Raw genomic sequence first — 24,053 nt, forward strand, 5'->3', positions numbered from 1 at the left:
GCCCGCCCGTCTGAAACCAGAACGGACAGTCTCACCGAAACCGGCTCAAGGGGGTCAAAGTTGGACGCCGATCCCCCGCCTCAAGGGGTCAAACTTGCACGCCGAAACACACAACGCGACGATTGAGCCCCACATTGCCAGCAGGTTCTTCCGCCTCTCCCCTGGCGCCAGAGCGGGCCAATAAGAGCGGGCCTTCCCGACCTTATAGGGAAGACGGCGTGTCGCCCGCGCCAGCTCGACCAGTGCGGGATGGGGATAGACCTCGATCAGGCCATGCTCCGGTGTCCCTCTCGTCCGGAGGGTATAGCCAGCCGCCGCGAAGCCGGCGGTGAGATCGTCGCTAATCCGGCCTGGCCGCGTCGCACTCGGGGTGTGGGTGCTGCAATGCCGGGCGCCATAGGCGGCGGAGACGGCATTGTCGGCCGCGCGGCGCGATGTGATGGGCACGAGCGATAGCGGCATGTCGATCGCCACCAGAGCCGGACTAGCTCCGACGAGCATGTGGCACGCGGCGAGTAGTGCATCCGCATTGGGCAGCCCTCCTGAGGGCCTTGCCTCAGCCGCCGCGCCCGCAGGCGTAACGAAGCTCGCATAGGAAGCTGCCGCCCGCACCAAGCGCCAGCTTCCGCCATCATCGACGACGAGCGCGACCCCACTTGGCTGGCTTGCGGTCCACGCGGCATCTATCCCGAGAACCGTTCTCATCAGCAGATGATGCGGTTGTGATAGCCCGAGCCGCAAGGGCCATGTCAACGCTGTCCCGAGCTGCATCCGCTATCGCCAGCGCGCGGATGAAGCTCAAGAAGCGTTCATGGCAAATACGTTGGACCGTTACGCAAACATCATGATCAACTACAGGGCGCTCACGCATCTGCTGGCTCCGGAGCCGCCTCAGCGCAGGGATGGATGAACCTAACGGCCTGAATTATCCCTGCTAGGCCGATGACGATCCGGCGAGGATCGAGCAGGCGGCTATGCGCCTCGCGAAACCGCCAACGCGTCCCTGCGATGCAGCCGAGTTTGGCCAATGCTTCGCCGAAATCGGCCTCTGAAACGATCGCCGGATCGTCGGGTCGAAACACGAAGATCACGTTCGCTCGGTTCTCAGCGAGCATGGTGGAAGTGATCGAGAAAAAGGCCAACGGCGGGCTCCTGATACGCAACTGGTTCAGAATGACGGCGAGGAGGGTCTCGCCGCCGGAGGCGCCGGTCGCGCCGGCTGGGATGCCCTCAAGCGGCCTGTGGCACGCTTGGAGGTGGTGCGAAGCGATAGAATGCGAGGTGGTCCTCGATCGGGATGCCAAAGCCCATCAGAGGGCGCGGGGGAGCGCTCATTGGCAACGCGGTATTGATGTCCAGATCGGGAAACTCGGGGTCAGCGCCCGCGATAAGGAAGATCGGAAAGCCATCCATGACATCCTCCCATTCGATCCGGCCGGCGAGGCAGGCTCGGGCGGCCAGGTTGATGAATGTGCCTATCTCGTCCCGCGTGCTCGGCCGCATGGAGACGGCCGAGCCGGGGCGAAGCACCGAGCAGCCGTTCTCGATCACATCAAAACCTCGGCATAGGCGCTTCTGGGCATCATCCTCACTCGCAAACGCCATGTACGCGGGTCGCCCATCGATCTCAAAAGTGTAGCAAATATTCGCCATTCGGCACCTCCAATCGCGCGCTGCGATGAATGTATCTCAGCATAAATTTCTTATTAAGCAATCGTTTTTATTTCCAAATTCCAATTCTATATTTTCCAAAATCGTTATTACTGAAAGTATTTGCTTTTTTTATTTTTCCAACTTGCGCCGGCCATTGCTGTTTGGAAATTTGCCCATTGGGAGGGAACGAGATGACGCCTGAAGAACGTTGGGGTCGCGTACGCGGCATTGCGGCCGACGCGTATCGCGACGGCATCGACATGCTAGCCTGCGTAGAGATTTTAGAGCGCGGCAATCGGGAAGAGACCTTCGTCCCAATCCGAGATGCTGGCGGCGGCTTGGCAATGAACCGGATCAGGGACGCGCTCTTCTGGCGTATCCTTTTTTTGGCGATGAGGGCCTACGCTCCGGTCCGAAAGGGCGACAAGCAACTTCGAGCTGCGTTCGAACTGTTACGCGATCCCGAGGTCTCCCGTCTGGCCTATGAGGAAAATCGCGCTGACCTCGATCGGGCAGTGGACTTATGGAAGCTGGCTGAAACGGACGAGCGGAATGCTTCGCTCAGCCACTACCGGAACAAAGCTGCGGCGCACTGGTCGGAGCTTGATGATGGCCGAGAGCTGCCTCAGATCAACGATCTGTTCGGCTTCGCTCGCTCGACCGCTACGATCGCTGAGAAACTTGCTGCCGGCACCGGGGTCGTGATGATCGATATTGACCATCAAGTCGAAGCGTTCCGCGAGAGCGCGGACGCGCTTTGGTCGCGATGGGCCTGACGTTGGGTGGTGGGTTTGGCTGGCTCGATATGGATGCATACGAGCGCGGGGGCAGAAATGACGGCAGCTTTGCAATGGGCCTCGCTGATTGCGGCCCTAGTCTCGGCAGGCTTTTGGCTTCGCAGCGCGAGGGTTAAGGTCACGCAGGAGCAGTACCTAAAACGCGAGCGACGCAACGCGGCTAAGGAGGGGCGAACTCCCCATCTAGGTGGTGCCTACCTCGATGGCTGGCACATGTCCGCTACGTTCTCCGCTCAGGCGAATTGGAATGCTGGTGGGGCGATCTTTGCCGCGATTGCAGTGGTGCTTCAGGCGTTGGCGCCGCTAGTTTGAGGTGCGTCAGGTCTCGAACCCGATGCCGATTATGGATGACTTGATCCCGGTGATCTGCGCTCGGCCCTTGTCGCTCTCGTGATTGAGAGCGCGAGCCATCGCGACAGGCGCCTTTGTGCCGGCACGATCGAGCCGTTCCGCGTAGCGCGTCAGGACATCGTCGCCCGCGCTGATCTCGATCTTCATCACCGCCCCCGATCTCGCGTTTACACGTCGCTGTCCCGATGGTATTTCGGATCAGCGACGCTCAACGATGCTCGGAGGCGTCCAGCGACGCTCGGCGAAAGAGTGCTCACGTTAAGCCGCCAGACCTTTGCAGAGGTCGGCGGCTTTCTTTTTCAGCCCATGCCGCAGCCGTGAACGTGTCGCGGCAAGGGCGGCATTATCAATTTCATACTCGCCTCTTGAGCTTCTCCGCCCTCCGTCGCGTGTGGCGATTGGAGGGCTCGGCCTCATCCTCGTATCGACCGGGAAGAGCCGGCGGGACCGGAACGAGGCCGGGTTGCGGATTGAGAGCCAGGACGAGGAGACCAGCCACGAGCGCGGTGGATTTGCCGAGGCTCTGGGGCGGCGTGACGGATGCCAAAAATCAAAAATGCAAGCGCCTGCTATATACCGCACCAGACGCTCCGTCTGGCTAAGGAGCAAGCGAATGACAAAGCCTCTGACGACTGAACAGCGACGCCGCATCAAGGAGCTTGCGCTCCGTCGTGCAGACCTCGCACGCGGAACCCCACGAGAGGTCGTGATCAACACCGACAGGCGCGGCGGGGTGCGGGTCACGTTGGTCTACGTCAACGTCAAATAGCCTGAACAAGAGGCCGGGGGTGGCGATCACCCCCGGCGCTTTGGCGCGGGAATAGCCGCGCGACTGGCTAGGCAATCGCGCTCGGCGCGTCGCCAATGCCGTTGACTGATGAGTTGTTCGGCGAGGTCAGCGTCTTGGCCGACCCGCTCGCGCCGCCGGCCGGTTCGCTCTTCCGGTTGTCCTTGCCGGCCTCGCCCTTGGGCTGCTTGAGGTCGAGCGTCGTCGTGAAACCGGAGGAGCGGGTGTAGCGGTGCGTCACCTTCTCGACCCGGTACGTTCCGTCGATGCCTGGCCGCGTGCCGGAAAGCTGACACTCCGCTTCGGCTTGCGCCGCCGGATTGCCATCGATCTCAACCGACCCGCCGCCCTTCTCGCGGTCGCTCTCCTTGCCCTCGCTCTGAGCGTCACTCTCCGCGCTGTCCTCATCTGCCGATGAGAAGCGCTTCGTCTTGGACGCCTCGATCCCGGACCCGACCTCCTTCGCGTCGAAGGTTTTCGTCTTCCACTTCGCCTCTTTGCGATCGTAGAAGTTCGCCTCGAAGGTCTTGTATTCGTCGCGGGACTGGACCGGCGACATGTTCCACGAGATCAGGTTTTCGCCCCATGCAGCGGTGATCTTTGCAAGAGGCTTCCCGCTCGCCGACTGGCCGGAGCTGCGCGGGACAAAGATCGCCCGCTCGCCCATGACCTTGAAAGTCGCGCCGATCTCACTGGCGGTTCGGGCCGCCCATGAGAGGAAACTCTCTCGATCCATCGACCAGTAGTCGCGCTTGATCTTCGCGAGATCAGGATGAACCTTGACGTCGGCCAGGCCGGCGTCCTTGCCCCATTCCGACGCCACGTCGCCAAGGGTGGCATCGTCCTTGTGCTTGTCGTCGTTCTGCTTGAGCTTGCCGCGCGTGTCGGCGCTTTTCGCGGAGATCGAGAGCATCCGGCCCTGACCTCGTCCGCCGGTACTCTTGAGATCGTCTACCTTGCCTTCGAAGCAGATGACGGCGCCGATGTCGCCTTCCCAACCGAGACCAACTTCGATCTTCGCTCCGACGCGCGGAAGCGCGATCTGGCCGTTGCTGTCGTCTAGGTCAATCGTTGCGCTGTCGGCCTTTTCGCCATCGCCATCGACAACCGTGATCGAGGTTACGACGGCAACAAGACCGGGTGTGATGTCCTTGCCGTCGATCAGGACGATGTAGACGGCCTTCCGCCTTTCCATATGCCCTCCTTAGGCGTAATCGCTGTCCGTGAACGCTCCTCGGAGGCTCTCGGCAGTCCTTTCGCCGATTGCTCGCGAGACCGCAGAGGCGATCTCGTTTGGATCGCCTGAGGGCGTCTTGATGCGGACGGAGTTGTGGATGACCGGTGCCACGCTGCTCTGCTTGTTCGCCCCCGGCGTCGCCGGATTGGCGGGCGAAACAGAAGGCCGGATCGGGACATCAACGCCTGCGCCGAAGATCGCCTTGATCTTCGACCAGATCGACGAGGCAGCCGCATCGATCTTGCCGGCGTTGTTGGCTATGCCGCCCGCGATACCGTCTGCCGCGTTCGTGCCCGCCTGCGTCCCGGCCGCGTCGCCTTGCTCCGGCAGAATGCCGAGCCGGCGCCGCTCTTCGAGGAATTGCTCCCTCATCATCGCGTTGCCGGACTTGCGCCGGTTCTGGCCCTGATTGTGGACCTCGCCGGGGGCGACGTTCTCGAAGCGCTTTTCGTTCGCCTCGCGGACCGGATAGAGCGCGGCGTAGAGCGCCGTTGCGATCCCGGCGACGCCCGCACCACGGAGGAGCATCCCCCACCGAGAAGCGGCGCCAGCCGCCGCAGCGCCGCCAGCCGCAGCGCCGCCGGCAGAAACGCCGCCGGCACCCTGCGCCACAGCAGCGCGCATCAGAGCGGCGGCCGACGCGTCGAGCGCAGCGGCCGAGCCGGTTAGGGCGGCGGCCGAGCCGCCCATGCCGAGCAGCATTCCGGAGAACCGCGTGAAGGCGTAGAGACCGCCGCCAACGGCCGCCAGTGTTCCAAGCGCGGTCGCGGCCTGCTTCGCCGTGTCGCTCATGTTGGAGATGCCGTCGATCGCGTTCCCGATCTTGTCGAAGGAGAACGTGAGCAGCTTCTCGTTGGCCTGGCCGATCGCGAGATAGAAGTTCTCGACCGAGCCCTTGAGCCGCTCCAACGAACCGCCAAGACCGGCCATGATCTCATCTGCCTTGCGCTTCGCGAAGTCGGGATCGTCGCCTGTCTTGTTCAGCTCTTTCCGGCTCGCGACGTATTCCTCGCGCTGCTTCTGAGTGATCGCGCCCTTGCCGCCATGCTTGTTCGTGAGGAAGGCGTTCAACTGCGCCAGGGTCATGCTCGACCCCATGACCGCATCAAGCAGAGCTTCGGCATCGACGCTCTGCGCCGACATCTGGTGGAACTTGCTCGCGGCCTTCGCGACGTTGACGCGATCGGCCGGCTTCATCGCCCCCTTCTTCGTCTTTTCCATCTGCCCGGAGATTGCCTCCGTCACAGCGGTGACGAACTTTCCGCGATCTCCGATCAGGCCGGAGTTGCCGAGGACGCCTTCGAGCTTCTTCCGGGTCGCATCGGTGAAATTGAGGCCCATCGAGTTGCGGAACTGCCCCTGCAACCCGTCTGCGCTCAAGCTCTTGGGCATGCGGACGAAGGAATTGTAGTCGATCCCCGCCGCATTCAGAGCGGCGAGGCCATCCTTAGTCGGGTTTGCCATTTTGGAGGCAGTGGCGCGCATGAAGACGCCGGCCTCATCGCCGCGTAGCCCGCCCCGGCGGGCGAGCGCGCCCAGCGCAAGCATGCTCTCCGGCGTCAAGCCGGCGGCCGTGCCGGTCGGAACGGCGTACTTGATGTAGCTCTGCACGTCCTCATCGGACATGCCGCCGAGCTTCGCCATCTTGACGAGCTGGTTCGTCGCCTTGTTGGCCTCGAAGAGCGCCTTCTCCTTCGTCGAGATGTCCTTGCCGGTGGCCTGCAAGTAGGAGCGGATCGCCTCCGCCGACGTCTCAAGGTCGGCCTCCATCACGAGGGCGTAGTTCTTGACGTTTTCGAGGATGCCCTCCGCGACCTCGGCCTTGATCCGGCCTGTGATCCCGCTCGGCAGACCCTGCATCGCCTTGGTCTGCGCTTTGACGACGTCGAGGTTCGAAAACTGCGTGTCCTGGCCGATCTTCGTCGCCTGCTTGAGCAAGCCCGCCTGATCTTCCTTCGACAGGTCGGTGAACTCGCGCTGCTTCCGCGTCCCGATGTCGAACTCGGCGGCCGAGACGATCGCCTTCTTCGCGGTCTCCTTGCCGCGATAGGCCGCGATCCCACCCGCGAGCGCCCCGGCATTGCCGAGTGCCTCCCGGCGGCGATGCGATCGTGCCGCCGCCGCCTCCTGCCGCTTCATCGCAGCCGTGGTCTTGTCGATCGAGGCGCGGAGCGCGTTCTCGGCGCCGGTCAGGTTGCGCGCCGAGGCGCCCATCTTCTCAAGCTCGGCAGCGGCGCCGCGAACCCGCGCTCGCTGCCATTCCATCTTGTTTCCGAGCTTGTCGACGGACTGTGTCGCCCGCTCGTAGGCGGCCTGCATCTTCTTCGAGGGGTTCTCGGCCGCGATGAGTTGCGACGCGAGTTGCTTGACAGTTCCTCGCGCCTTGTCATGTGCACGGGACATCTCATCAAGACGCGCGGCCTGTTCGCGATAGCCTTTGAACTTAGCGAGGTCGGCCTGCGCCTTGTTGATCTGCCCGAGCCCGCCGGCCGCGCCCTTGGCCGGGCCGGAGATGCCGTCGATCAGCTTGACGGTAAGCGTGGAAGTCAGGTTCCCCATGGCTATTTCTCGAAGGGATCGTAGGCGAGGGCCTTTGCGGCGCGGCGTTGAAGCACGAGAGCAACGGCTTGGGTGATGCCAGCGACTAGTGCGTCGAGCGTGGGTTCCGGCAGGGCGTCGGCTTGATCCACCGAAAGGCCCGCAAGACTATAGAAGGCTGAAATGCCGGCAGGGTCGCCTGCCTCTGTGGCTGGGATCATCGCTCCGGTTTCGTCATCAGAAGGCAATCGGACGACGACAGAGCTAGTCGCGCCGCCGTCGATCGCGATCGTCGCGCCAGGCAGACTGACGATGATGAATGGCGGCAGGTCGCTCATGCCGCCTCCTCCGCTTCGTCGAGCAAGTTTCTGAGCAGGGTAGGCTCGCTGAGGAGCAAGCGGAGCAAATGGAGTGCGAAGTCGCCAGGGGCGGCCTCGCGCTCTGCGGCGGCATCTTCGAGGCGGCGCAGGTCCGTGATTGTGCAGTGGATTTGTACCGCCTTGGGACGCCCGAACGGCCGCTCCATACGGACACCTGCATCCCGAAGCATGTCTCGGATTTTTCGCTCGGTCGTGTTGCCAAGGACCGAGGCTATCTCCGTTGCGTTCTTCCCCTGACCCGCCAAGAAAGCTGCACGGATTTTTTCCGGGGTCGCATACGTGCGATTACGCCGGGACGGTTTTGTCCTGGCTCGCGTTCTGGTCGAGGGCGCCGAGGCGCCAGTTGGCTGGCGCACTTCACGCATGAAGCCTTGGCTCCTCAAAATTCAGCCGAGGCCGAAGCATGGCGCCCGAGCGGATCAGGGCTCGCTCGTCCAGCGAGGGGGCACGGCACAAGGCGAGAAGCGCGGCGTCGCCAACCGAGACATTCGATGCGATGGCCGCGTCAAGGTCGAAGTCGAGGCCGATCGCTTCACAGGTCTCGGCAAGTTCTGTCATCGCTGCATTCCGATCCTGATTGCTGATCAATTGAGCCTCCGTCGTTTGGCGCGCATCCGCTCGGCTTCGGCGCGGGCCGCCGCGACGATGCCGCGTTCAACCGGCACGTTAGTTTTTGCCCCAACGGCTGATGGTGCAGCGGGCTTCGTCGCGAGGCGCGCGGTCGGGCTGGCGTTTGCGCTCGCCGTAGGCGGCGACGCCTTGCCTCGCGCCATTGCGGCATGGCGCCGGGCAGCGGTAACGAGCGGGCTCTCAGTCGTGGTGGCGGCTGAGGTCTGCCCAGCCGAAGAGGCGATCGAGACAGGGCCGCTGCTCCGGCGAACCAAAGACCCGTTCGCGATCGCTGTCAGCGCTTCGTCGAACGTCATCATCTCATCGGCCAGGCCTGCCTTCACGGCTGCCTCGCCCATCAAGACTTTGGCTTGTGTCGCCTTCGCTTTCTGCGCAGTGAGCCGGGCACCCCGGCCGGCCGAGACCGTTTGCAGGAACAGGTCGTAGAACGCGTCGATCTCGCGCTTGAAGTCGGCCCTGACGGCCTGCGGGAGCGGCTCGTAGGGATTGCCGTCCACCTTGTGGTCTCCGGCGAAGATGAAGGTCGGCTCGATCCCTATAGCTGCGAGTAGCTGTGAATAATCGAGATGCATCATCACGACGCCGATCGAGCCGGAGAGGCCGGTTGGCGTGGTCACGATCCGCGTCGCACCGGAGACAATGGCGTACATCGCTGAACAGGCCATGCCGTTGACTATCGCGACGACAGGTTTAACCGCCGCCGCCTTCCGAACCGCCGCCGCGCATTCGAATGCCCCCACCGCCTCGCCACCGGGGCTCTCGCAATCGAGCAAGATCGTCCGCGTCATCGGATCGGCCGTCGCCGCTGCAAGCTGATGCGAGATGCCCTCATATGAAACGAGGCCCGACGAGGCCCCGATCCAAGCACCCCGGTTCACCAGCTCACCGACGATCGTGATGATCGAGGTCCCGTCCTGCGTTCGGCGGAACGGCAGCGGTCGGCCGGAAGCATCAAGCGGGGTCGAGCCAACGAAGCGCGAAGCGCGAGGGCTGTGCGCTTCCTGGCCACCGGTCTCGTTCCGGGTGGACTGGAAGAACTCGATCGTCTCGGCGCTGCGTTCGTTGCTCCCGCCGCTGCGACCGCCCGCCTCGATCTCGCCTCCGTCCCGGATGCGTGACCGGACGAAGCCCTCGATTGTGTGCGCGGTCTGCGGAAGGATGAGCAGCGGGCGGCTATACAGCCGCTCCGCGATCCGGTGATACGGGATCATTCGAGGTCCTCGCGCGTCGTGATTACGCGGACCTCAGTGGACTTAGGAGCGGGCTCTTCAGCGGAAGCCTCAGCCCTTTCGATAGCGCGTAGCACATCTTCGGGCGAGGGGTCGTGCCACGGCGGAGGGACGTAACCTGGATCGTGCCAGCGAAGGCCGGGCATCATGATCCGGCGCAGTGGCTCGCTGTCCTGGCGAGGTGTAGCTGCGCGAATAGTGCGCCGGACCTCGACGTACCCGAGGCAGGGGATGATCTGGTCGGTCTGCTGGCTATAGACTTGACCACCAACGCGATCCGTCAGCTCGTTGAACTGCGCCCTACCACCGCCCAGCTTGCGGAAGCCGCGGACCTTCGTGATGTCGATTTGCTCTGCGGGGTAACGGTCAGTGCGCAACCAGAGGGTTTCTCGGGCCTCATCAAGGACCACTTCTGGAATTCCTGCCCGATCGCGCACCAGACCCTCGGCGTCAGCGATGTAAGCTGTTCCCGGCGGGAGCGCGGCGTTCGCGGCGTGGACCTCGGCTCGTGTTTCCTCAATCAGACGTATGAGGACGAGGTGCTCTTTAAGGTGTTTCGGGAGCCTCTGACGCAGTACCTTGACCGTGGCGTCGCGCCGCTCGATTGCGGCGGCGTAGCGCCGCTTTGCCTCCTGCTCCGCTTCGACCGCCCGTGCCTGATCAAGCTTTCCGACAAGTCGTTCGCGAGCTGCGGAAAGGTCCGTAACTTCCTCGCCGAGATCGGCGACCTGCCGTCGCAGCTTCGATGCTGCCGCTTCGTCTTCGATCAGGATATCAACGCGTCGTGCCGAAAGCGCTTCATGCTGCCGCGTCTTATCGGAGATGCGCCCATCGATTTCAGAGATGGCGCGCTCAACCTCGGCTGAGGTCGAGGTGCCAGGCGAACGGAAGACGTTTCGTAAGGTGGAGATCATTGGCCGTCCAGCGCTAGGAAGCCGGCGGCGGCAAGGACGAACGCCGCCGGCCCCATTCAGAGGATGCGGCTGACTGTTGCCGCCGGCCCAATCACCACCAATCCCGCCGAAAAATCTAAGTAAAACTCCAATGCAGGAGCTGATTGTTTTGCAATCGATGCAGTCGTTGCACTTGGTGCACGTTCGTCGCACTTTGATGCTTCTAGTGAACAGCGAGTGCAGGACGATGACGGGGAAATGGCCCAGCTTCGCCACTGGCGACCTGCCCGACACCGAAGAGGGCGAGGCGGAGATGATGCGCCGCTGGGCGATCTATGACCGCGAAATGCGCGCGCTCATAGCGAAAGGAATTGCGCATCAGGATCGAGATGGTTGGTGGGTAGAGACCGCGACAGGCGAGCTGATGGGCCCCGATCCGGAGATCGAGCGGCCGTGGACCGAGGAAGAGATTGCAAAGGCCAAGCCCATGACCTTCGCCGAGGCGCATCCCGAACTCGCCGCTTCGATTAAGCAGTCGCGGGAACGACTAGAGGCCGCCGTAGACGCAGGCGCAAAGGCATTCCACGATGCGCTGCGCGAGAAGCGATACCTGCGATGGGAAACCAGCTCGGACGAGTATCGCGCGGAAATTCGCGATCTAGTCCGGCCGGCGATCGTGGCAGCATTGGAGGTGACGGGTCGCGACTAACTCTCGTCGGTTCCTCTAGGCGGTACCGCGCGGGTACCCGATGGCAGCTTACCCGCGAGGTCCGCTGCGAAGATCATGCACGACATTGCGATCTCAATGAACTCTGGTACCGAAAATTCGATCCGCTCGCCTAAAGCGAAGCTCTTGGTCGCGATATCGCGCCGCATATAGATTTGCACCTCAGCCTTTTCTTCTCCTGCATCTACGACCGCATTCGGCATGATCTCTAATTCTTGACCGTCCCGCTCGTAGAATACTTTCATACGCGGAAAGCTGATGGTCAGCGCCTGGGTAATAGGGTCCACGTCGCCTTGACCTACAATCCCGTTCCGATGCTCAAGGCAGTTTCGCGCTGATTGGAGGGACTGGACCTCGGCGCCATAGATCAAGGGCAATTTTAGGCCTCGGTGGATGCGCTCTAGAAGCGCAGGAAATTTCAGTCCGCTCGCCGTTTTACGTGTTTGAGCAACGAATTCTTCTATTGCGCCAACAGTCGTGAGCTTGGGTTCGTATCCCATCAGGGCGATAAAAAGGAGCGCCTCTTCGAGAGAGGCCCGAACTCCTCGTAACAGGTCCTGAAAGCCCTTAGCTACGAGCCAGTTCGAATAAAGCGAATGCCTGGCCTCGGGCGCGAGGTCAGGCATTCCGAGATCGATCACAGCGGAAAACCCAGCCAATGGCGCCGGACGAGCCAACTCTCCTGCCTCGAAAGCCCGCAGACATCCCGCCACGACCTCAGCGACGGTGGCTGCGGCTTGGCGCGCTGGTGCAACCACGCCATCGGCGTTGAGCTGAATGTGCAAGATTGGGTGCTCAGCTCCGCCGATGCCCTCTCGTTCATCTCCCATGCACTCGTTCCTCAACGAAATTTGATTGATAGTTCATATAATTCAGTCGCTTATTCCAATCTCGGCCTCAAATTCAAATGCAACAAAAGTCGGAATTTCGAAACTGGAAAAACACGCAAATGCCGGGGCCGCGACCCCCGCACGCCGCCCCCCCTCCTCGGAAGTACCTTTTCCGGCCACCCTCCCGAGCATGACCGGCCCGTGCCGTGGCAGGCGTGGCCGCTGAGCGGGTCCGAGACCCGAGCATGCGGCAGAGCGGCGCTTGAGCGCGGATGGCGCCTGTGGCCCGCTCTGAGGGCGCGTCGCGAGGTTCAGTCTTCATAGCCGACCCCGCTGTGTCCCTGCGCGCGGAGCAGGGCTTGCCTCAACCGCCTGTTCTGATCGGAAAGGGTTCGCTTGGCTTCGGCGATGGCATCGGCCCATTGTTGCTCCTGGTCATGAACAGCGAAGTCCGACCGAACTTCCAAGCTTGAGAGCTGAACCTGAGCGTCGGCGACGGCCTCTCGCATCGCGGCTAGCTCGGCCGGAGTGGGGCAGGGCCGGAGAGAGGCATCTGGCAGGTCCAGAGCCGAACGCGCGTCAGGCGCGTTTCGGCGCTCTGTAAATTTAGAGCCAGACCTCTCTTTAAAAACACAGCCAGTATTAATCGGGGGAGGGTTCCCCTTAAGGGGAACCTCCCCCTTATCCATAACTGAGCTATTATCTGACCTACCCTCAGAGATAGGTTTACTATTATATCTGCCAGAACTTTTTTTCTGGCTGAGAGCTTGTTCAGCTCGAAGTTTTCTTCTGGCTGAGACGCCGTTTTCGAACCGGCCCGCAACCGACTGACCACCCTCACAGGCAGAAGTTTTCTTCTGGCTGACGACGTCTTCGATCAGCGCAGCATCTGGCACGCGGAGGCGATATCGCGAGTAGCCGACGTTCTTCCTACCGGGCTCGTAGTCGAAGTAGCCGGCATCACGGATTTCTCCGGACGCGTCGCCGACCCGCTTGGTGCTGCGGTCTATCATGCCTGCCAATTCGGCCTGCGGGACGGTGATCCAATCGTCTTCGTCGGCTCGGAACGACAATACGGCTAGCCCGAGCTTCGTCGCGATCTCCGGCGCATTTTTGTCGAACATCAATGCGTCCAGCCAGGCGCGCTCACTGTCGCGGCGGCTCTTGACGTCGAAGGCTTTCCAATAGCGCATCAGCCGCGCTGCGTACCGGATATCACCCGGCGACTGGCTTGCCGTTTCGCCGTGAGGGACAGTATTCTCGTCGCGCGTGAACTTTGATTTGGGCTCGCCGGGGTTCCCTGCCCCGGCGAGCCTCTCTTTCTTGGGACTAGCTCGCCCCGGACCGCCGCCGCCCGGATCGGGCGGAGTAGCGGACACTCGATCCGCCGAGCCGGCGCTGAGCGGCCAATTTCCGGATGGCTGCGGGCTAGACTGGTTTGCGCGATCTCGGACCCACTTCGCATCGACGGCTGTCATGAGTGACCACCCCGCAGCACGACGTTCCAAATTTCTGCACGAACGGCGCCTCGGAAGGATGAAACCTCATCGTCGATGACGTGCTGTTGGATGAGCTTGCCGACGAGATGGTCGGCGTATTCACGTTCAAGGACGGCGAGGAAAGCCTCGCCGTCCGCGAGGTCGAGTGCCAGCATGTGGGCGACGATGCCGGTGATGTCGCCGCGTCGCCGCTTGGCTGGGAAAGGAAAAACGACGGCATTTCGGGCCGCCGACCCGTTCCCGCCGCCGAAGACGAAGCTGACGGCATGCTCGGCGATGAACTGAATGGCCGCGCTCATCGGACACCTCGCATCGCAGGTGCGAGCGGCGCCGAGACGGCGCTGCGCGCTAGGTCCAGCCGGCGGCGCTGAAACGCGAGATGCCACTCCGCCTGCTCGATCTCCTTCGGCGAGGGGCCTCGCGATCCCCGATCGGCCGCCAGCTCTGCGGCGGCCGTGAGGTTGTCGAGGTGGAGTTGTGCCTCGGCAATGGCCTGTCGAATGCGCGCTATCTCGGTCATCGAGTGCCCTCCGATAGGTCTGCGAAGTTCACGTCGAGGCCGGTCCGAAGCAGGTAAGCCCATATCGACGCGCGGAGGATGCGCAGGCCGCCGCATACCTTTGCACCCTCAAGCTCGCCGCGATGAACCATGCGCCGAATAGAGAAGACGCTGACGTCGAGCAGGCGCGCTACCGCCTCGGGTCGGTAGTTCGCCTTCGGCATGAGCTTCTCGATGGCCTTGGCGTCGGTGTTGGGATCGAGAGCCATCATGCCGCTCCGATCTCCGTAAGCAGACGTTCGACTTCGCGCCGGGGAATGCGTTTGACACCCAGAAACTCGACCGGAGTGAGCTTGCCGCGCAACGTCAGATTGCGAACCGTGCTCTTGGATATGCCAAGGATACGGCCGGCATCGGGATACGAAAGGAGAACCTGCTCCGGGGGAAGCGCTTTGTCCGCAGCCATATGTTGACCACCTTTACGAGGCGGCCAGTAATGGCCGCCGAGTGAGAGTGGTCTTCGCGGCGGCGAAAACCGGACGAAATGCTCCACGCCGCCGCGTGGTGTTCTGCATTCATCCGGTGTCCCCGGTACGTGGGGGGTATAAGCAACCGCTTTAGGGCCGGTCAAGGGTGATCGACCTAGGTTACGAGTATATCCAGTAGGTCCAACGCGCTATCAATCCTGACCGGTCACGCGAAGCTCATCACATTTGTTCGCCCACCACTGGATCAGATCAACGCGCTCGGTCCAGAAGAGGCCGCGCGCATACGCGCGTCGCGCCTCATCCTCGTCCAGATGGCCTAGCTCCTTCTCGATCGCGTCGGCAGACCACCTTCCCGACTGGTTCGCGATAGTCGAGAAGCTCGCGCGAAATCCGTGAGCTGTGACCTCATCCCCCGAATACCCGAGGCGGCGAAGGCAAGCGTTTAGCGTGTTCTCGGAGAGCGGGCGCGTCCAGACGCGCTGCCCCGGAAGAAGCAGTTTGCCGTCCCCCGTTATCTCGTGCAGCTCCCGAAGAAGCGAGACAGCCTGCGTGGGCAGTGGCTTGCGATGCGGCCTGCGCATTTTCATCCTGCCAGCCGGGATGTTCCAAGCCGCAGCGTCGAGATCGAACTCGGGCCATTCTGCAAGGCGAAGCTCTCCCGGCCGAGGTGCGAGATAGGCCATCAGCTTGAGCGCAAAGCGGATGGTAGCCAGTCCTTCGAAACCCCAGACCGCCCGGAGAAGCGCGCCGAACGGCTTCTCATCGACGATCGCTGGGCGGTGCCGGACGACAGGTGTTGCAATGGCGCCGCGCAACGCGACGGTCGGATCATTTTCCGCCTTGTCGGTTGCTATGGCATAACGGAACACGCGTCCGACGACAGAACGGAGGCGATTGGCGCTCTCCACCCGGCCTCGCGCCTCGACCTTGCGCAGTACGCCGAGGACGTCTCGCGACGAGATCGACCGCACGCTCTTGTCTCCGATATCGTTGAGCGCAAACCCGAGCAGCCATGATACTTTCTCGACCGTGACCTCGGCGCGGCCATCCTTCGACGTCTTCGCAAGCCATTCCTTCGCCACCTCGCGAAAACTTTCGCCCGGCAGTACGGCCTCACGCTGCTTCGCAGCTACGGCGGCGGCGGTCGCTGCCTCGCGCGTGCTGGCGCCTGCGTCGATGCGGCGTGCCTCGTCGAGAGCAACCGTGATCACGGTGCTGTGCCCGGTCGGATCGTTCCCGGTGGCGAGCAGCCGCTTTGCCGCTTCACGCGCTCGGCGAGCCGCAGACAGCGAGATCGCTGGGTATGGGCCGATCCCTAACCCGCGCTGCTTGCCTCCGAACCGATATGCCAGTCGCCACGATCGAGTGCCTGAGGGCATAATCCAAAGCTGCAAGCCTTCTCCGTCAGAGAGCTTGACCGTTTTATCTGACGGCTTGGCCGCACGAATTTTCGCGTCGGTAAGTGGCACGGAGCACCTCGGGGGGGCGGTGTTGGCAATTCTGTTGGAAGAGATTGATGTCTTCCAACGCGAATGCCAACAAACGCCGTGACTGCCCTTGATCGCTCTTAATCACATATGACGCGCAAACCGGTCATAGCGCACAGTTTTTGGCAAAAATTGATCGGCTGTGACCGCTGATAAACAGCCAATGGTGCCCCTGGCCGGGATCGAACCAGCACTCCTTGCGGAACTCGATTTTGAGTCGAGCGCGTCTACCAATTCCGCCACAGGGGCCCTTTGCAGGCGGGCGGACTATAGCGATCGACGAATGCCGGTCAATCGCCGGCGCCGCCATTCACGCAGGTTTCGAGCGGCGATCCGCAGGATGTTTCGCCGCCGACATCGAAGGCGGGCCGGCATGGCACGAAAACGCGCCTAATGGCGGCGCCGAAGCCGTTGCGTCCCCCCTTCGCGCATGCTCTAGAGCGCGCCATGCTCAAGCGCCTCTATGAATGGACGATGTCGCTCGCCGCCCGGCCGCGGGCGGAGCTTTGGCTGGCGGTCGTCGCCTTCGTCGAAAGCTCGTTCTTCCTGATCCCGGCCGACGTGCTGTTCGTGCCGATGGCGCTCGCCCGGCCGCAGCGGGCCTATCGGCTGGCCTTCGTGGCGACGCTGTTCTCGGTGCTCGGCGGCATCGCCGGTTATGCGCTCGGCTATTACGCCTTCGAGGCGCTGGCGAAGCCGGTTCTCGCCTTCTACGGCAAGCTCGGCGCCTTCGAGACGCTCAAGGCCTGCGCCGGGCCGGACACGACATTGATCCTGCTGACGACCTCCGGCCTTGCCCATCTGCCGCCGATCAAGGTGGTGACGATCCTGGCCGGCGCCGTCCATATCGGCCTGACCTTCTTCGTCATCTCCTGCGTGCTGGCGCGCGGGGCGCGCTTCTTCGCGCTGGCCTTCCTGCTCCAGCGCTATGGCGACACGATCCGCCACTTCATCGAACGTCGCCTGAAAGTGATCGCGGTGGTGGGCGCGGCCTTGCTGATCCTGCTTTATTTCGGCCTCAAGCTCGTCGCAGGGTCGGGCCAGCTTCTCTCCTGCTGAGCCCGCCATGACCGCCTCCCTTGCTGCCACCCCCGCTCCGCGCCGCCAGCCCAGCGCGCGGCAGCTGATCGCCCTCATCGGCGTGGTCAGCCTGGCGCTGATCGCCGGGGCCTGGTTCTTCGAGCTCGTCCTGCACCTGCGCCCCTGCAAGCTCTGCCTCGAGCAGCGCGCGCCGCATTATGCCGCAATCGGGCTCGCGCTCGTGGGACTGGTGCTGGCGCGTTCGCCGCGGCTGCAGTGGTTCGTCCTGCTGGGGCTGGCCGGGCTGATGGCCTGGAGCACCGGGCTCGGCGTCTATCATGCCGGTGTCGAATGGGGCTGGTTCATGGGGCCGAACGATTGCGGCGGGGCAGCCCCGGCCGCGGCCGGCCTGCAGGATTTCATGGAGCAGTTGCAGACGACGCGGATCGTCTCTTGCGGGGAGGCGGCTTGGCGTTTCCTCGGCCTGTCGCTTGCCGGCTGGAATGCGCTGGCCTCGGCCGGACTCTTGCTGCTCGCTCTGTTCGGGCTGCTGCGCGGAAAAGCGGCGGCGTAAGCCTTACGGCTCCAGCTCGGAATCCCAGTAGAGATAGTCCAGCCAGCTCTCGTGCAGATAGTTCGGCGGGAAGAGCTTGCCGTTGCGGTGGAGGTCGTTGACCGTCGGCGCATAGGGCTTCTGAGCCGGGAACATCTCGACCGTGGCCGGCATCTTGTCGCCCTTGCGCAGATTGCAGGGCGAGCAGGCGGCGACGACGTTCTCCCAGGTGGTCAGGCCGCCCTTCGAGCGCGGAATGACATGGTCGAAGGTCAGTTCCTCGCGCGTGTTGCAGTACTGGCAGGCGAAGCGATCGCGCAGGAAGACGTTGAAGCGGGTGAAGGCCGGCGTCCGCGAAGGCTTGATATAGCTCTTCAGCGAGACCACCGAGGGCAGCCGCATGTCGAAGCTCGGGCTGCGGACCACGGTGTCGTATTCGGAGACGATGTTGACGCGGTCCATGAAGACCGCCTTGATCGCGTCCTGCCAGCTCCAGAGCGACAGGGGATAGTAGCTGAGCGGCCGGAAATCGGCGTTCAGCACCAGAGCCGGACAGCCGTCCGGCGATGCCATCGGATGCATCACATGCGCCGTCAAACCCGTCGCACCTCCGCTTCGTCGAGCGGGACGAATCCCGCCCGGAAAGCAATGTAAGCGCGAGACGACAGGAATGTGAAGGAGCTTGTTGCAGCTGCGTCGAGGCGCACCGGTGCGGCCCGGCACATAATCGCCCGACTCCGCCGCTAGTCGCCGTAGAGGGCCGATAGGGCCGATTCGTGCGCAAAACCCCGGAGGATCCGCCCGTGAAGGCCAAGCTTGCCGCGTTCCTTGCCACGATGGTCGTGATCCTGCCGGCCTACGCCGCCGAGATCCGGGTCGAGGGCGCGCAGATGTCGCGGGATTTCACCTGCGAGGACGGGCAGTACGTCGCGATTTCCGGTGCCGGACACAAGGTCGTGCTCACCGGCCGCTGCGGCGCGGTGAGCGTGCACGGCGCCGATCACACACTGTCCTTCGATACGGCTGGAGAGCTCGTGGTCAGCGGCGTCTCGAATCAGATCGAGGGCGGTACTGCCGGCGGACTCGTCGTCGAGGTCGCGCAGAACAAGGTCAAGGTCACAGTGAAGGCGGCCGAGACGGCGAAGATCGATGTTTCCGGCGCGGATCAGACCTTGGAGCTGACGCTGGCCGGGCCGACGCAGATCGAGGTGCAGGGCGCCAAGAACGTGGTGGAATGGCGCGCCGAGAGCGGCGTCAAGGCGCCCTCGGTATCGGCCGGTGGTGTCGAGAACCGGATCAGCCGCCGCTGAAGCGATGGCTTCAGTGCTGAAGCGACCGGCTCAGCGGGTCGGGACGGGCTTCTCACCGCGATAGTCGTAGAAGCCGCGCTTGGTCTTGCGGCCGAGCCAGCCGGCCTCGACATATTTCACCAGCAGCGGGCAGGGGCGATATTTCGAATCGGCCAGCCCGTCATGGAGCACCTGCATCACCGAAAGGCAGGTATCGAGGCCGATGAAATCGGCGAGCTGGAGCGGGCCCATCGGGTGATTCGCGCCGAGACGCATGGCCGTGTCGATTGCCTCGACCGAACCGACGCCCTCATAGAGCGTGTAGACGGCCTCGTTGATCATCGGCAGCAGGATGCGGTTGACGATGAAGGCCGGGAAGTCCTCGGAGACCGAGACGGTCTTGTGCAGGCTGCCGACGAGGTTCTTGGCGCGCTCGAAGGTGCCGTCATCGGTGGCGATGCCGCGGATCAGCTCGACGAGCTGCATCAGCGGGACCGGATTCATGAAATGGATGCCGATGAAATGCTCGGGGCGATCGGTCGCGGCGGCAAGGCGCGTGATCGAGATCGAGGAGGTGTTCGACGCGAGGATCGCGTCAGGCCGCAGATGCGGGCAGACCGCCGTGAAGATCTTGCGCTTGACCTCTTCGTTCTCGGTCGCGGCCTCGATGACGAGGTCGCACTCGCCGAGATCGGCCAGCCCGACGGCGGGGCGGATGCGCGCGATCGCCGCGCGGCGTTCCTCGTCCGCCAGCGCGCCTTTCGAGACCTGCCGGGCCATGTTGCCGTCGATCGTGGCGAGCGCGGCGTTGATCCGCTCCTCGGCGATGTCGTGCAGCCGGATGTCGAAACCGGCGGCAGCCGCGACATGGGCGATGCCGTTGCCCATCTGGCCTGCCCCGATGATGCCGATCGTCTTGATCGCGTGGTCCGACATGGTTTGATCCCGGATGAACTTTCAGGCTCCCGCAGGAGCGGAGCGGGCCGCCCTGAGGGCGGCCCGGAAGCGGTAATCCCGGCGTTACTTGCCGGCTTTTGCCAGTTCTGCGTCGAGTTCCGGCAGGACGGTAAACAGATCGCCTACCAGCCCGTAATCGGCGATCTGGAAGATCGGGGCTTCCTCGTCCTTGTTGATGGCGACGATGACCTTCGAGTCCTTCATGCCGGCGAGATGCTGGATCGCGCCGGAGATGCCGACGGCGATGTAGAGCTCGGGGGCGACGACCTTGCCGGTCTGGCCGACCTGCCAGTCGTTCGGGGCGTAGCCCGCATCGACCGCGGCGCGCGAGGCGCCCATCGCCGCGCCGAGCTTGTCGGCGACGGGCTCGATCACCTTGCCGAAGTTCTCGGCCGAGGCGAGCGCGCGGCCGCCCGAGATGATGATCTTGGCCGAGGCCAGCTCCGGACGGTCGGACTTCGCGACCTCCTCGCCCTTGAAGGACGAATTGCCGGGGTTTTCCGCAGCCGAGACGCTCTCGACCGGAGCCGAGCCGCCTTCGCCCGCCGCCGCGAAGGAGGCGGTGCGGATGGTGAGCAGCTTCTTGGCGTCGGTCGACTGCACGGTCTGGATCGCGTTGCCGGCATAGACCGGGCGCTCGAACGTGTCGGGCGAGACGATCGCGCTGACATCCGAGACCTGCATCACGTCGAGCAGGGCGGCGACGCGCGGCAGCACGTTCTTGCCGGTCGTGGTCGAGGGCGCGACGATGGCGTCGTAAGCCCCCGCGAGCTTGACGATCAGCGCCGCCAGCGGCTCGGCCAGCGCATGGCTATAGGCCGCGTCATCGGCGAGCAGCACTTTCTCGACGCCGGCGAGCTTGGCAGCGGCATCGGCCGCGCCCTTGGCGCCCTGGCCCGCGACGAGGATGTGGACGGGGCCGCCGAGCTTGGCGGCAGCCGTCAGCGCCTTGGCGGTGGCGTCCTTGACGGAGGCGTTGTCGTGTTCGGCGATCAGCAGCGTGGTCATCAGATCACCCCGGCGGTCTTGAGCTTGGAGACGAGTTCGGCGGCGTTCGCCACCTTGACGCCGGCGGAGCGGCCGGCGGGCTCGACCGTCTTGAGCACCTTGAGGCGCGGCGCGACATCGACGCCAAGCGCATCGGCCGAGGTCTCGTCGAGCGGCTTCTTCTTCGCCTTCATGATGTTCGGCAGCGAGGCATAGCGCGGCTCGTTGAGGCGCAGGTCCGTGGTGACGATCGCCGGGAGCTTGAGCGACACCGTCTGCAGGCCGCCATCGACCTCGCGGGTGACATCGACGCTGTCCGCGCCGAGCTCGACCTTCGAAGCAAACGTGCCCTGGCCCCAGCCGAGGAGAGCTGCGAGCATCTGGCCGGTCTGGTTGCAATCGTCGTCGATCGCCTGCTTGCCGAGGATGACGAGGCCGGGAGCCTCCTGCTCGACCACCTTCTTCAGCAGCTTGGCGACCGCCAGAGGCTCGACGATTCCATCGACCTTCACCAGGATGCCGCGATCGGCGCCCATGGCAAGACCCGTGCGGATCGTCTCGGCGGCCTGGGCCGGGCCGATCGAGACCACCACCACCTCGGTCGCCTTGCCGGCTTCCTTGAGGCGCAGCGCCTCTTCCACCGCGATCTCGTCGAACGGGTTCATCGACATCTTCACGTTCGCCAGCTCGACGCCCGAACCGTCCGCCTTCACGCGGATCTTCACGTTGTAATCAACCACCCGCTTCACGGGCACCAAGATCTTCATCGCCAGATCACCGTTCAGAAGAGATGAGCCTCGCGCCGCACCGTACCTGACGGCAGGACAGCGGCATCGCGGCCCTCGGCTGGAATGCGCTGGGACCGTAACGACGCCCGTTTGCGCTTGTCAACGTCCGGCCGGGCCCGACTCGGAGGCAAAACAGCGCGGCTTCAGCCACGGGCGGGCTTGCGCCCGAACAGGGCGATGCTGCGGTGCACGAAGAGCGGGGTCAGCGCGGCGCCCGTGGCCAGCCCGCCGAGATGGGCCCACCAGCCGACATTGCCGTCGGCGCCGAGCAGCGCGGAAGCGGCCTGCAACAGGATCCAGCCGCCGAGCGCATAGAGCGCGGGGATGTGGATCGGAATCCAGTTGAAGGCGAGGCCCCAGATCCGGACCTGCGGATAGATCATCAGATAGGAGGCGATGACGCCGGAGATGGCGCCGGATGCGCCGATCAGCGGCTGCTGCGAATCCGGATACATGCCGGCATGGAAGAGCGAACCCCCGAGCCCGCAGAGGAAGAAGAAGGCGAGGAAGCGGGCATGGCCCATCGCATCCTCGACATTGTCGCCGAAGACCCAGAGGAACAGCATGTTCCCGACGAGATGCGCGAGATTGGCGTGCAGCAGGATGTTGCTGAACAGGGTGGCCCAGGCCGGGACATGGGCGAGCCCTTCCGGCAGTTGCGCCGTGCCGAACAGCACCGAGGGAATCATGCCGAAGCCGGCCATGATCGCCAGCTCCGCCTCCTCGCCGCCGGGCCAGAGCTGCAGCACGAGCTGAAGGGCGAGGCTGGCGCCGATCAGCCCGTAGGTGATGTAGGGCGTTCGCATGAAGCGCAGCGGCACGCCGTCATGCAGGGGGACGAACATGGCCGAGCTCAGCGATTCCCGCCGGGCACCCAGAGCACGTCGCCGGCTGCCTTGGCATTGAGGTAGCGGGAGGCGACGAACAGGAAATCCGAGAGGCGGTTGATGTATTTGAGGGCTGGCGCAGCGACCGCCTCGCCCTCGGTCGCGGCGAGTTCGGTCATCAGGCGCTCGGCGCGGCGGCTGACGGTGCGGGCGAGATGGAGATGGGTCGCGGCCGGCGTGCCGCCGGGCAGCACGAAGGAGCGCAGGGGAGCGAGATCGGCATTCAGCTGGTCGATCTCGGCCTCGATCCGGTCGACCTGCGCCTGGACGATGCGCAAGGGCTCGAAGGCGAGGGGCTTGTCCGTCTCGGGCGTCGAGAGGTCGGCGCCGAGATCGAAGAGATCGTTGCTGATCCGGCCGAGCATGGCATCGACCAGGGCATCTTCCGTCGCCGCATGCAGGCGGGCGAGGCCGACGCAGGCATTGGTCTCGTCGACCGTGCCGTAGGCGGCGACGCGCAGATCGAATTTCGGGCGGCGTGGGCCGCTCGTCAGTCCGGTCGTGCCGTTGTCGCCGGTGCGCGTGTAGATGCGGTTGAGCTTGACCATGCCACGCTTATAGCGCGGCTCCGGCCGGACGGAAGCGCGTTCGCGGCAGGTCGCTCCGTCAGAACGTGTAGCCGAGCCTCGCGCCGATATTGGCCGGCCCGCGATTGCCCGTGCCCGGCTTGTCGGAACAGCCGACCGTGCTGAAATGCTCGAGCGTGGTGACGAGGCTCCAGCGGTCCGAGAGCCGGAAGCCGAGGGCGGCGGCCTCGCGCGTGCCGGTGTTGCAGCCGACCGGGAGGCGATTCTCGGGGATGACCAGCCCGGTCTTGCCGTCGTTGAGCGCCGCGCCGAAGCTCGCCTCGACGAAGACGTCGCGCGTCACGTCGAAGGTCCAGGTCGCGCCGGCATAGGCATAGCGCGTGCCGTTGAGATTGAGGCTCGCGCCCATGTTGAAGCGCGGGATGAAGGCTGCCGCGATCCGGTCGCTCAGGGGAATGAGGCGCGGCGACAGCAGATCGGCGCTCAGGTTGGGCAGGCCGCTCTCCCGGCCGCCGGGATTGGCGAGGCCGGCGCCGACCCTTGCCTCCCAGGCGGGGGCGGGCGCTTCGGTCGCGGGGGCGTAGCTGGAGACAGTGCCGGAGAGGGACCGGGTCTGCGCGGGAGCGGCAGAGGCGGCCAGGCAAACGGCAAGAAGCAGCAACGCGACGCGAACCATGGGCCTTCGGCGGTGAGCGGGTGAAGAGGCGTTAGTGAAGCACACATACTCGTGTCCGGAATGTGGCAAAGCCCGGTGAGCCGGGCTTCCATCCACAGTCGGGAAAGTAGCGTGTTTCTTTGATTTCAAAGGCTTGCGCGCAGTGTCGCAGGCTCAGCCGTTGCGCCACCACAGGACGATGACGATCAGCACGATGGCGATGAACTGCAGGATCACGCGCAGGCGCATCAGGCGCTGCGAGGTGTTGGCGCTGCCACCGCGCAGCATGTTGACCAGCCCGAGCAGCAGGACGACGGCGACGGCGCCGACCGCGACGGACACGAGGGTGTTCGAAAACGTCATGG

Annotated in this window: 30 protein-coding genes and 1 tRNA gene; 6 read left to right on the forward strand and 25 right to left on the reverse strand. The window is 64.0% G+C overall.

Annotated features, from left to right (window positions below; translation table 11 throughout):
• Positions 1–54: 54 nt before the first annotated feature.
• The 3 genes from WFK61_RS07055 to WFK61_RS07065 form a co-directional block, all read right to left on the reverse strand.
• Positions 55–771: a DUF429 domain-containing protein gene (locus tag WFK61_RS07055; protein ID WP_336810833.1), complete on the reverse strand. Its 717-nt coding sequence runs from the start codon at positions 769–771 to the stop codon at positions 55–57.
• A gap of 92 nt (positions 772–863) precedes the next feature.
• A complete protein-coding gene (locus tag WFK61_RS07060; RefSeq protein WP_336810834.1) occupies positions 864–1,142 on the reverse strand; it encodes a hypothetical protein in 279 nt (92 codons plus the stop codon).
• An 88-nt stretch (positions 1,143–1,230) separates the two neighbouring features.
• Positions 1,231–1,653, reverse strand: coding sequence for a hypothetical protein (locus tag WFK61_RS07065; RefSeq protein ID WP_336810835.1), 423 nt, complete (start codon positions 1,651–1,653; stop codon positions 1,231–1,233).
• A gap of 29 nt (positions 1,654–1,682) precedes the next feature.
• Between WFK61_RS07065 and WFK61_RS07070 the strand changes: the two genes are divergently transcribed.
• Positions 1,683–2,429: a hypothetical protein gene (locus WFK61_RS07070; RefSeq protein ID WP_336810836.1), complete on the forward strand. Its 747-nt coding sequence runs from the start codon at positions 1,683–1,685 to the stop codon at positions 2,427–2,429.
• 339 nt (positions 2,430–2,768) lie between these two features.
• Here the strand turns inward: WFK61_RS07070 and WFK61_RS07075 are convergent, their stop codons facing one another.
• From WFK61_RS07075 to WFK61_RS07100, 6 genes are all read right to left on the reverse strand, one after another.
• Positions 2,769–2,948 (reverse strand): hypothetical protein, encoded by a 180-nt coding sequence (locus tag WFK61_RS07075; RefSeq protein ID WP_336810837.1) that lies wholly within the window; start codon positions 2,946–2,948, stop codon positions 2,769–2,771.
• A gap of 689 nt (positions 2,949–3,637) precedes the next feature.
• Entirely contained in the window at positions 3,638–4,783 is a 1,146-nt protein-coding gene (locus WFK61_RS07080) for a phage late control D family protein (RefSeq protein ID WP_336810838.1), read from the reverse strand.
• A gap of 9 nt (positions 4,784–4,792) precedes the next feature.
• Entirely contained in the window at positions 4,793–7,384 is a 2,592-nt protein-coding gene (locus WFK61_RS07085) for a phage tail tape measure protein (protein ID WP_336810839.1), read from the reverse strand.
• 2 nt (positions 7,385–7,386) lie between these two features.
• Entirely contained in the window at positions 7,387–7,701 is a 315-nt protein-coding gene (locus WFK61_RS07090; RefSeq protein WP_336810840.1) for a hypothetical protein, read from the reverse strand.
• Positions 7,702–8,100: 399 nt separating this feature from the next.
• Positions 8,101–8,331: a hypothetical protein gene (locus WFK61_RS07095; RefSeq protein WP_336810841.1), complete on the reverse strand. Its 231-nt coding sequence runs from the start codon at positions 8,329–8,331 to the stop codon at positions 8,101–8,103.
• The gene (locus tag WFK61_RS07100; protein WP_336810842.1) at positions 8,328–9,584 is read right to left on the reverse strand and encodes a S49 family peptidase; all 1,257 of its coding nucleotides are present in this window, start codon (positions 9,582–9,584) and stop codon (positions 8,328–8,330) included. The genes WFK61_RS07095 and WFK61_RS07100 overlap by 4 nt, the downstream gene beginning before the upstream one ends.
• Positions 9,585–9,862: 278 nt before the next feature.
• Between WFK61_RS07100 and WFK61_RS07105 the strand changes: the two genes are divergently transcribed.
• Both WFK61_RS07105 and WFK61_RS07110 read left to right on the forward strand, forming a co-directional pair.
• Positions 9,863–10,468 (forward strand): hypothetical protein, encoded by a 606-nt coding sequence (locus WFK61_RS07105; protein WP_336810843.1) that lies wholly within the window; start codon positions 9,863–9,865, stop codon positions 10,466–10,468.
• A gap of 178 nt (positions 10,469–10,646) precedes the next feature.
• Positions 10,647–11,204, forward strand: a complete 558-nt coding sequence (locus WFK61_RS07110; RefSeq protein ID WP_336810844.1) for a hypothetical protein — start codon at positions 10,647–10,649, stop codon at positions 11,202–11,204.
• Here the strand turns inward: WFK61_RS07110 and WFK61_RS07115 are convergent.
• The 8 genes from WFK61_RS07115 to WFK61_RS07150 form a co-directional block, all read right to left on the reverse strand.
• On the reverse strand, positions 11,201–12,052 hold the full coding sequence (locus WFK61_RS07115) for a hypothetical protein (protein ID WP_336810845.1): 852 nt from the start codon (positions 12,050–12,052) through the stop codon (positions 11,201–11,203). The two genes, WFK61_RS07110 and WFK61_RS07115, sit on opposite strands and share 4 nt — an antisense overlap.
• 311 nt (positions 12,053–12,363) lie before the next feature.
• Positions 12,364–13,245 (reverse strand): hypothetical protein, encoded by an 882-nt coding sequence (locus WFK61_RS07120; RefSeq protein WP_336810846.1) that lies wholly within the window; start codon positions 13,243–13,245, stop codon positions 12,364–12,366.
• 281 nt (positions 13,246–13,526) lie between these two features.
• Positions 13,527–13,850: a DUF6074 family protein gene (locus tag WFK61_RS07125; protein ID WP_336810847.1), complete on the reverse strand. Its 324-nt coding sequence runs from the start codon at positions 13,848–13,850 to the stop codon at positions 13,527–13,529.
• Positions 13,847–14,071: a hypothetical protein gene (locus tag WFK61_RS07130; protein ID WP_336810848.1), complete on the reverse strand. Its 225-nt coding sequence runs from the start codon at positions 14,069–14,071 to the stop codon at positions 13,847–13,849. The genes WFK61_RS07125 and WFK61_RS07130 overlap by 4 nt, the downstream gene beginning before the upstream one ends.
• Positions 14,068–14,322, reverse strand: a complete 255-nt coding sequence (locus WFK61_RS07135) for a helix-turn-helix domain-containing protein (RefSeq protein ID WP_336810849.1) — start codon at positions 14,320–14,322, stop codon at positions 14,068–14,070. The genes WFK61_RS07130 and WFK61_RS07135 overlap by 4 nt, the downstream gene beginning before the upstream one ends.
• Positions 14,319–14,516 carry a helix-turn-helix domain-containing protein gene (locus tag WFK61_RS07140; protein ID WP_336810850.1) on the reverse strand — a complete coding sequence of 66 codons (198 nt, stop codon included), beginning with the start codon at positions 14,514–14,516 and terminating at the stop codon, positions 14,319–14,321. The genes WFK61_RS07135 and WFK61_RS07140 overlap by 4 nt, the downstream gene beginning before the upstream one ends.
• A gap of 213 nt (positions 14,517–14,729) precedes the next feature.
• The gene (locus WFK61_RS07145) at positions 14,730–16,007 is read right to left on the reverse strand and encodes a tyrosine-type recombinase/integrase (RefSeq protein WP_336810851.1); all 1,278 of its coding nucleotides are present in this window, start codon (positions 16,005–16,007) and stop codon (positions 14,730–14,732) included.
• Positions 16,008–16,189: 182 nt separating this feature from the next.
• Positions 16,190–16,274: transfer RNA gene (locus WFK61_RS07150), tRNA-Leu, on the reverse strand.
• A gap of 198 nt (positions 16,275–16,472) precedes the next feature.
• Between WFK61_RS07150 and WFK61_RS07155 the strand changes: the two genes are divergently transcribed.
• Both WFK61_RS07155 and WFK61_RS07160 read left to right on the forward strand, forming a co-directional pair.
• Positions 16,473–17,084 carry a YqaA family protein gene (locus WFK61_RS07155; protein ID WP_336810852.1) on the forward strand — a complete coding sequence of 204 codons (612 nt, stop codon included), beginning with the start codon at positions 16,473–16,475 and terminating at the stop codon, positions 17,082–17,084.
• Between the two features lie 7 nt (positions 17,085–17,091).
• Positions 17,092–17,619, forward strand: coding sequence for a disulfide bond formation protein B (locus WFK61_RS07160; protein WP_336810853.1), 528 nt, complete (start codon positions 17,092–17,094; stop codon positions 17,617–17,619).
• A 3-nt stretch (positions 17,620–17,622) separates the two neighbouring features.
• On the opposite strand, the gene WFK61_RS07165 is transcribed toward WFK61_RS07160, so the two are convergent.
• Positions 17,623–18,180 carry an HNH endonuclease gene (locus WFK61_RS07165; RefSeq protein ID WP_336810854.1) on the reverse strand — a complete coding sequence of 186 codons (558 nt, stop codon included), beginning with the start codon at positions 18,178–18,180 and terminating at the stop codon, positions 17,623–17,625.
• Between the two features lie 221 nt (positions 18,181–18,401).
• On the opposite strand from WFK61_RS07165, the gene WFK61_RS07170 reads away from it, so the two are divergent.
• Positions 18,402–18,908, forward strand: coding sequence for a DUF3060 domain-containing protein (locus WFK61_RS07170; RefSeq protein ID WP_336810855.1), 507 nt, complete (start codon positions 18,402–18,404; stop codon positions 18,906–18,908).
• A gap of 30 nt (positions 18,909–18,938) precedes the next feature.
• Here WFK61_RS07170 and WFK61_RS07175 read toward each other — a convergent pair whose 3' ends face one another.
• The 7 genes from WFK61_RS07175 to WFK61_RS07205 all read right to left on the reverse strand — a co-directional run bounded on the left by WFK61_RS07175 (position 18,939) and on the right by WFK61_RS07205 (position 24,051).
• Positions 18,939–19,823, reverse strand: a complete 885-nt coding sequence (locus tag WFK61_RS07175; protein ID WP_336810856.1) for a 3-hydroxybutyryl-CoA dehydrogenase — start codon at positions 19,821–19,823, stop codon at positions 18,939–18,941.
• A gap of 84 nt (positions 19,824–19,907) precedes the next feature.
• Positions 19,908–20,852: an electron transfer flavoprotein subunit alpha/FixB family protein gene (locus WFK61_RS07180; RefSeq protein ID WP_336810857.1), complete on the reverse strand. Its 945-nt coding sequence runs from the start codon at positions 20,850–20,852 to the stop codon at positions 19,908–19,910.
• Complete coding sequence (locus tag WFK61_RS07185) at positions 20,852–21,598, reverse strand: electron transfer flavoprotein subunit beta/FixA family protein (protein ID WP_336810858.1); 747 nt, start codon at positions 21,596–21,598, stop codon at positions 20,852–20,854. The genes WFK61_RS07180 and WFK61_RS07185 overlap by 1 nt, the downstream gene beginning before the upstream one ends.
• 164 nt (positions 21,599–21,762) lie before the next feature.
• Positions 21,763–22,464 carry a rhomboid family intramembrane serine protease gene (locus WFK61_RS07190; RefSeq protein WP_257735291.1) on the reverse strand — a complete coding sequence of 234 codons (702 nt, stop codon included), beginning with the start codon at positions 22,462–22,464 and terminating at the stop codon, positions 21,763–21,765.
• 8 nt (positions 22,465–22,472) lie between these two features.
• Complete coding sequence (locus WFK61_RS07195) at positions 22,473–23,054, reverse strand: cob(I)yrinic acid a,c-diamide adenosyltransferase (RefSeq protein ID WP_336810859.1); 582 nt, start codon at positions 23,052–23,054, stop codon at positions 22,473–22,475.
• 58 nt (positions 23,055–23,112) lie between these two features.
• Positions 23,113–23,709, reverse strand: coding sequence for an acyloxyacyl hydrolase (locus WFK61_RS07200; protein ID WP_336810860.1), 597 nt, complete (start codon positions 23,707–23,709; stop codon positions 23,113–23,115).
• Between the two features lie 153 nt (positions 23,710–23,862).
• Positions 23,863–24,051, reverse strand: coding sequence for a twin transmembrane helix small protein (locus tag WFK61_RS07205; protein ID WP_336810861.1), 189 nt, complete (start codon positions 24,049–24,051; stop codon positions 23,863–23,865).
• Between the last annotated feature and the right edge of the window lie 2 nt (positions 24,052–24,053).

It is taken from the genome of Allobosea sp. MMO-172 (assembly GCF_037147855.1).
In the GTDB taxonomy this organism is placed as follows: Bacteria; Pseudomonadota; Alphaproteobacteria; order Rhizobiales; family Beijerinckiaceae; genus Allobosea.

What these genes read in the sequence shown, in the direction of transcription:
- WFK61_RS07055 (WP_336810833.1), bottom strand. Translation starts at nt 771, where the DNA reads ATGCAGCTCGGGACAGCGTTGACATGGCCCTTGCGGCTCGGGCTATCA.
- WFK61_RS07065 (WP_336810835.1), bottom strand. Translation starts at nt 1,653, where the DNA reads ATGGCGAATATTTGCTACACTTTTGAGATCGATGGGCGACCCGCGTAC.
- WFK61_RS07070 (WP_336810836.1), top strand. Translation starts at nt 1,683, where the DNA reads ATGTATCTCAGCATAAATTTCTTATTAAGCAATCGTTTTTATTTCCAA.
- WFK61_RS07075 (WP_336810837.1), bottom strand. Translation starts at nt 2,948, where the DNA reads ATGAAGATCGAGATCAGCGCGGGCGACGATGTCCTGACGCGCTACGCG.
- WFK61_RS07080 (WP_336810838.1), bottom strand. Translation starts at nt 4,783, where the DNA reads ATGGAAAGGCGGAAGGCCGTCTACATCGTCCTGATCGACGGCAAGGAC.
- WFK61_RS07085 (WP_336810839.1), bottom strand. Translation starts at nt 7,384, where the DNA reads ATGGGGAACCTGACTTCCACGCTTACCGTCAAGCTGATCGACGGCATC.
- WFK61_RS07090 (WP_336810840.1), bottom strand. Translation starts at nt 7,701, where the DNA reads ATGAGCGACCTGCCGCCATTCATCATCGTCAGTCTGCCTGGCGCGACG.
- WFK61_RS07100 (WP_336810842.1), bottom strand. Translation starts at nt 9,584, where the DNA reads ATGATCCCGTATCACCGGATCGCGGAGCGGCTGTATAGCCGCCCGCTG.
- WFK61_RS07110 (WP_336810844.1), top strand. Translation starts at nt 10,647, where the DNA reads ATGCAGGAGCTGATTGTTTTGCAATCGATGCAGTCGTTGCACTTGGTG.
- WFK61_RS07115 (WP_336810845.1), bottom strand. Translation starts at nt 12,052, where the DNA reads ATGGGAGATGAACGAGAGGGCATCGGCGGAGCTGAGCACCCAATCTTG.
- WFK61_RS07120 (WP_336810846.1), bottom strand. Translation starts at nt 13,245, where the DNA reads ATGCGCTATTGGAAAGCCTTCGACGTCAAGAGCCGCCGCGACAGTGAG.
- WFK61_RS07125 (WP_336810847.1), bottom strand. Translation starts at nt 13,850, where the DNA reads ATGAGCGCGGCCATTCAGTTCATCGCCGAGCATGCCGTCAGCTTCGTC.
- WFK61_RS07130 (WP_336810848.1), bottom strand. Translation starts at nt 14,071, where the DNA reads ATGACCGAGATAGCGCGCATTCGACAGGCCATTGCCGAGGCACAACTC.
- WFK61_RS07135 (WP_336810849.1), bottom strand. Translation starts at nt 14,322, where the DNA reads ATGATGGCTCTCGATCCCAACACCGACGCCAAGGCCATCGAGAAGCTC.
- WFK61_RS07140 (WP_336810850.1), bottom strand. Translation starts at nt 14,516, where the DNA reads ATGGCTGCGGACAAAGCGCTTCCCCCGGAGCAGGTTCTCCTTTCGTAT.
- WFK61_RS07155 (WP_336810852.1), top strand. Translation starts at nt 16,473, where the DNA reads ATGCTCAAGCGCCTCTATGAATGGACGATGTCGCTCGCCGCCCGGCCG.
- WFK61_RS07160 (WP_336810853.1), top strand. Translation starts at nt 17,092, where the DNA reads ATGACCGCCTCCCTTGCTGCCACCCCCGCTCCGCGCCGCCAGCCCAGC.
- WFK61_RS07165 (WP_336810854.1), bottom strand. Translation starts at nt 18,180, where the DNA reads ATGCATCCGATGGCATCGCCGGACGGCTGTCCGGCTCTGGTGCTGAAC.
- WFK61_RS07175 (WP_336810856.1), bottom strand. Translation starts at nt 19,823, where the DNA reads ATGTCGGACCACGCGATCAAGACGATCGGCATCATCGGGGCAGGCCAG.
- WFK61_RS07180 (WP_336810857.1), bottom strand. Translation starts at nt 20,852, where the DNA reads ATGACCACGCTGCTGATCGCCGAACACGACAACGCCTCCGTCAAGGAC.
- WFK61_RS07185 (WP_336810858.1), bottom strand. Translation starts at nt 21,598, where the DNA reads ATGAAGATCTTGGTGCCCGTGAAGCGGGTGGTTGATTACAACGTGAAG.
- WFK61_RS07190 (WP_257735291.1), bottom strand. Translation starts at nt 22,464, where the DNA reads ATGTTCGTCCCCCTGCATGACGGCGTGCCGCTGCGCTTCATGCGAACG.
- WFK61_RS07195 (WP_336810859.1), bottom strand. Translation starts at nt 23,054, where the DNA reads ATGGTCAAGCTCAACCGCATCTACACGCGCACCGGCGACAACGGCACG.
- WFK61_RS07200 (WP_336810860.1), bottom strand. Translation starts at nt 23,709, where the DNA reads ATGGTTCGCGTCGCGTTGCTGCTTCTTGCCGTTTGCCTGGCCGCCTCT.
- WFK61_RS07205 (WP_336810861.1), bottom strand. Translation starts at nt 24,051, where the DNA reads ATGACGTTTTCGAACACCCTCGTGTCCGTCGCGGTCGGCGCCGTCGCC.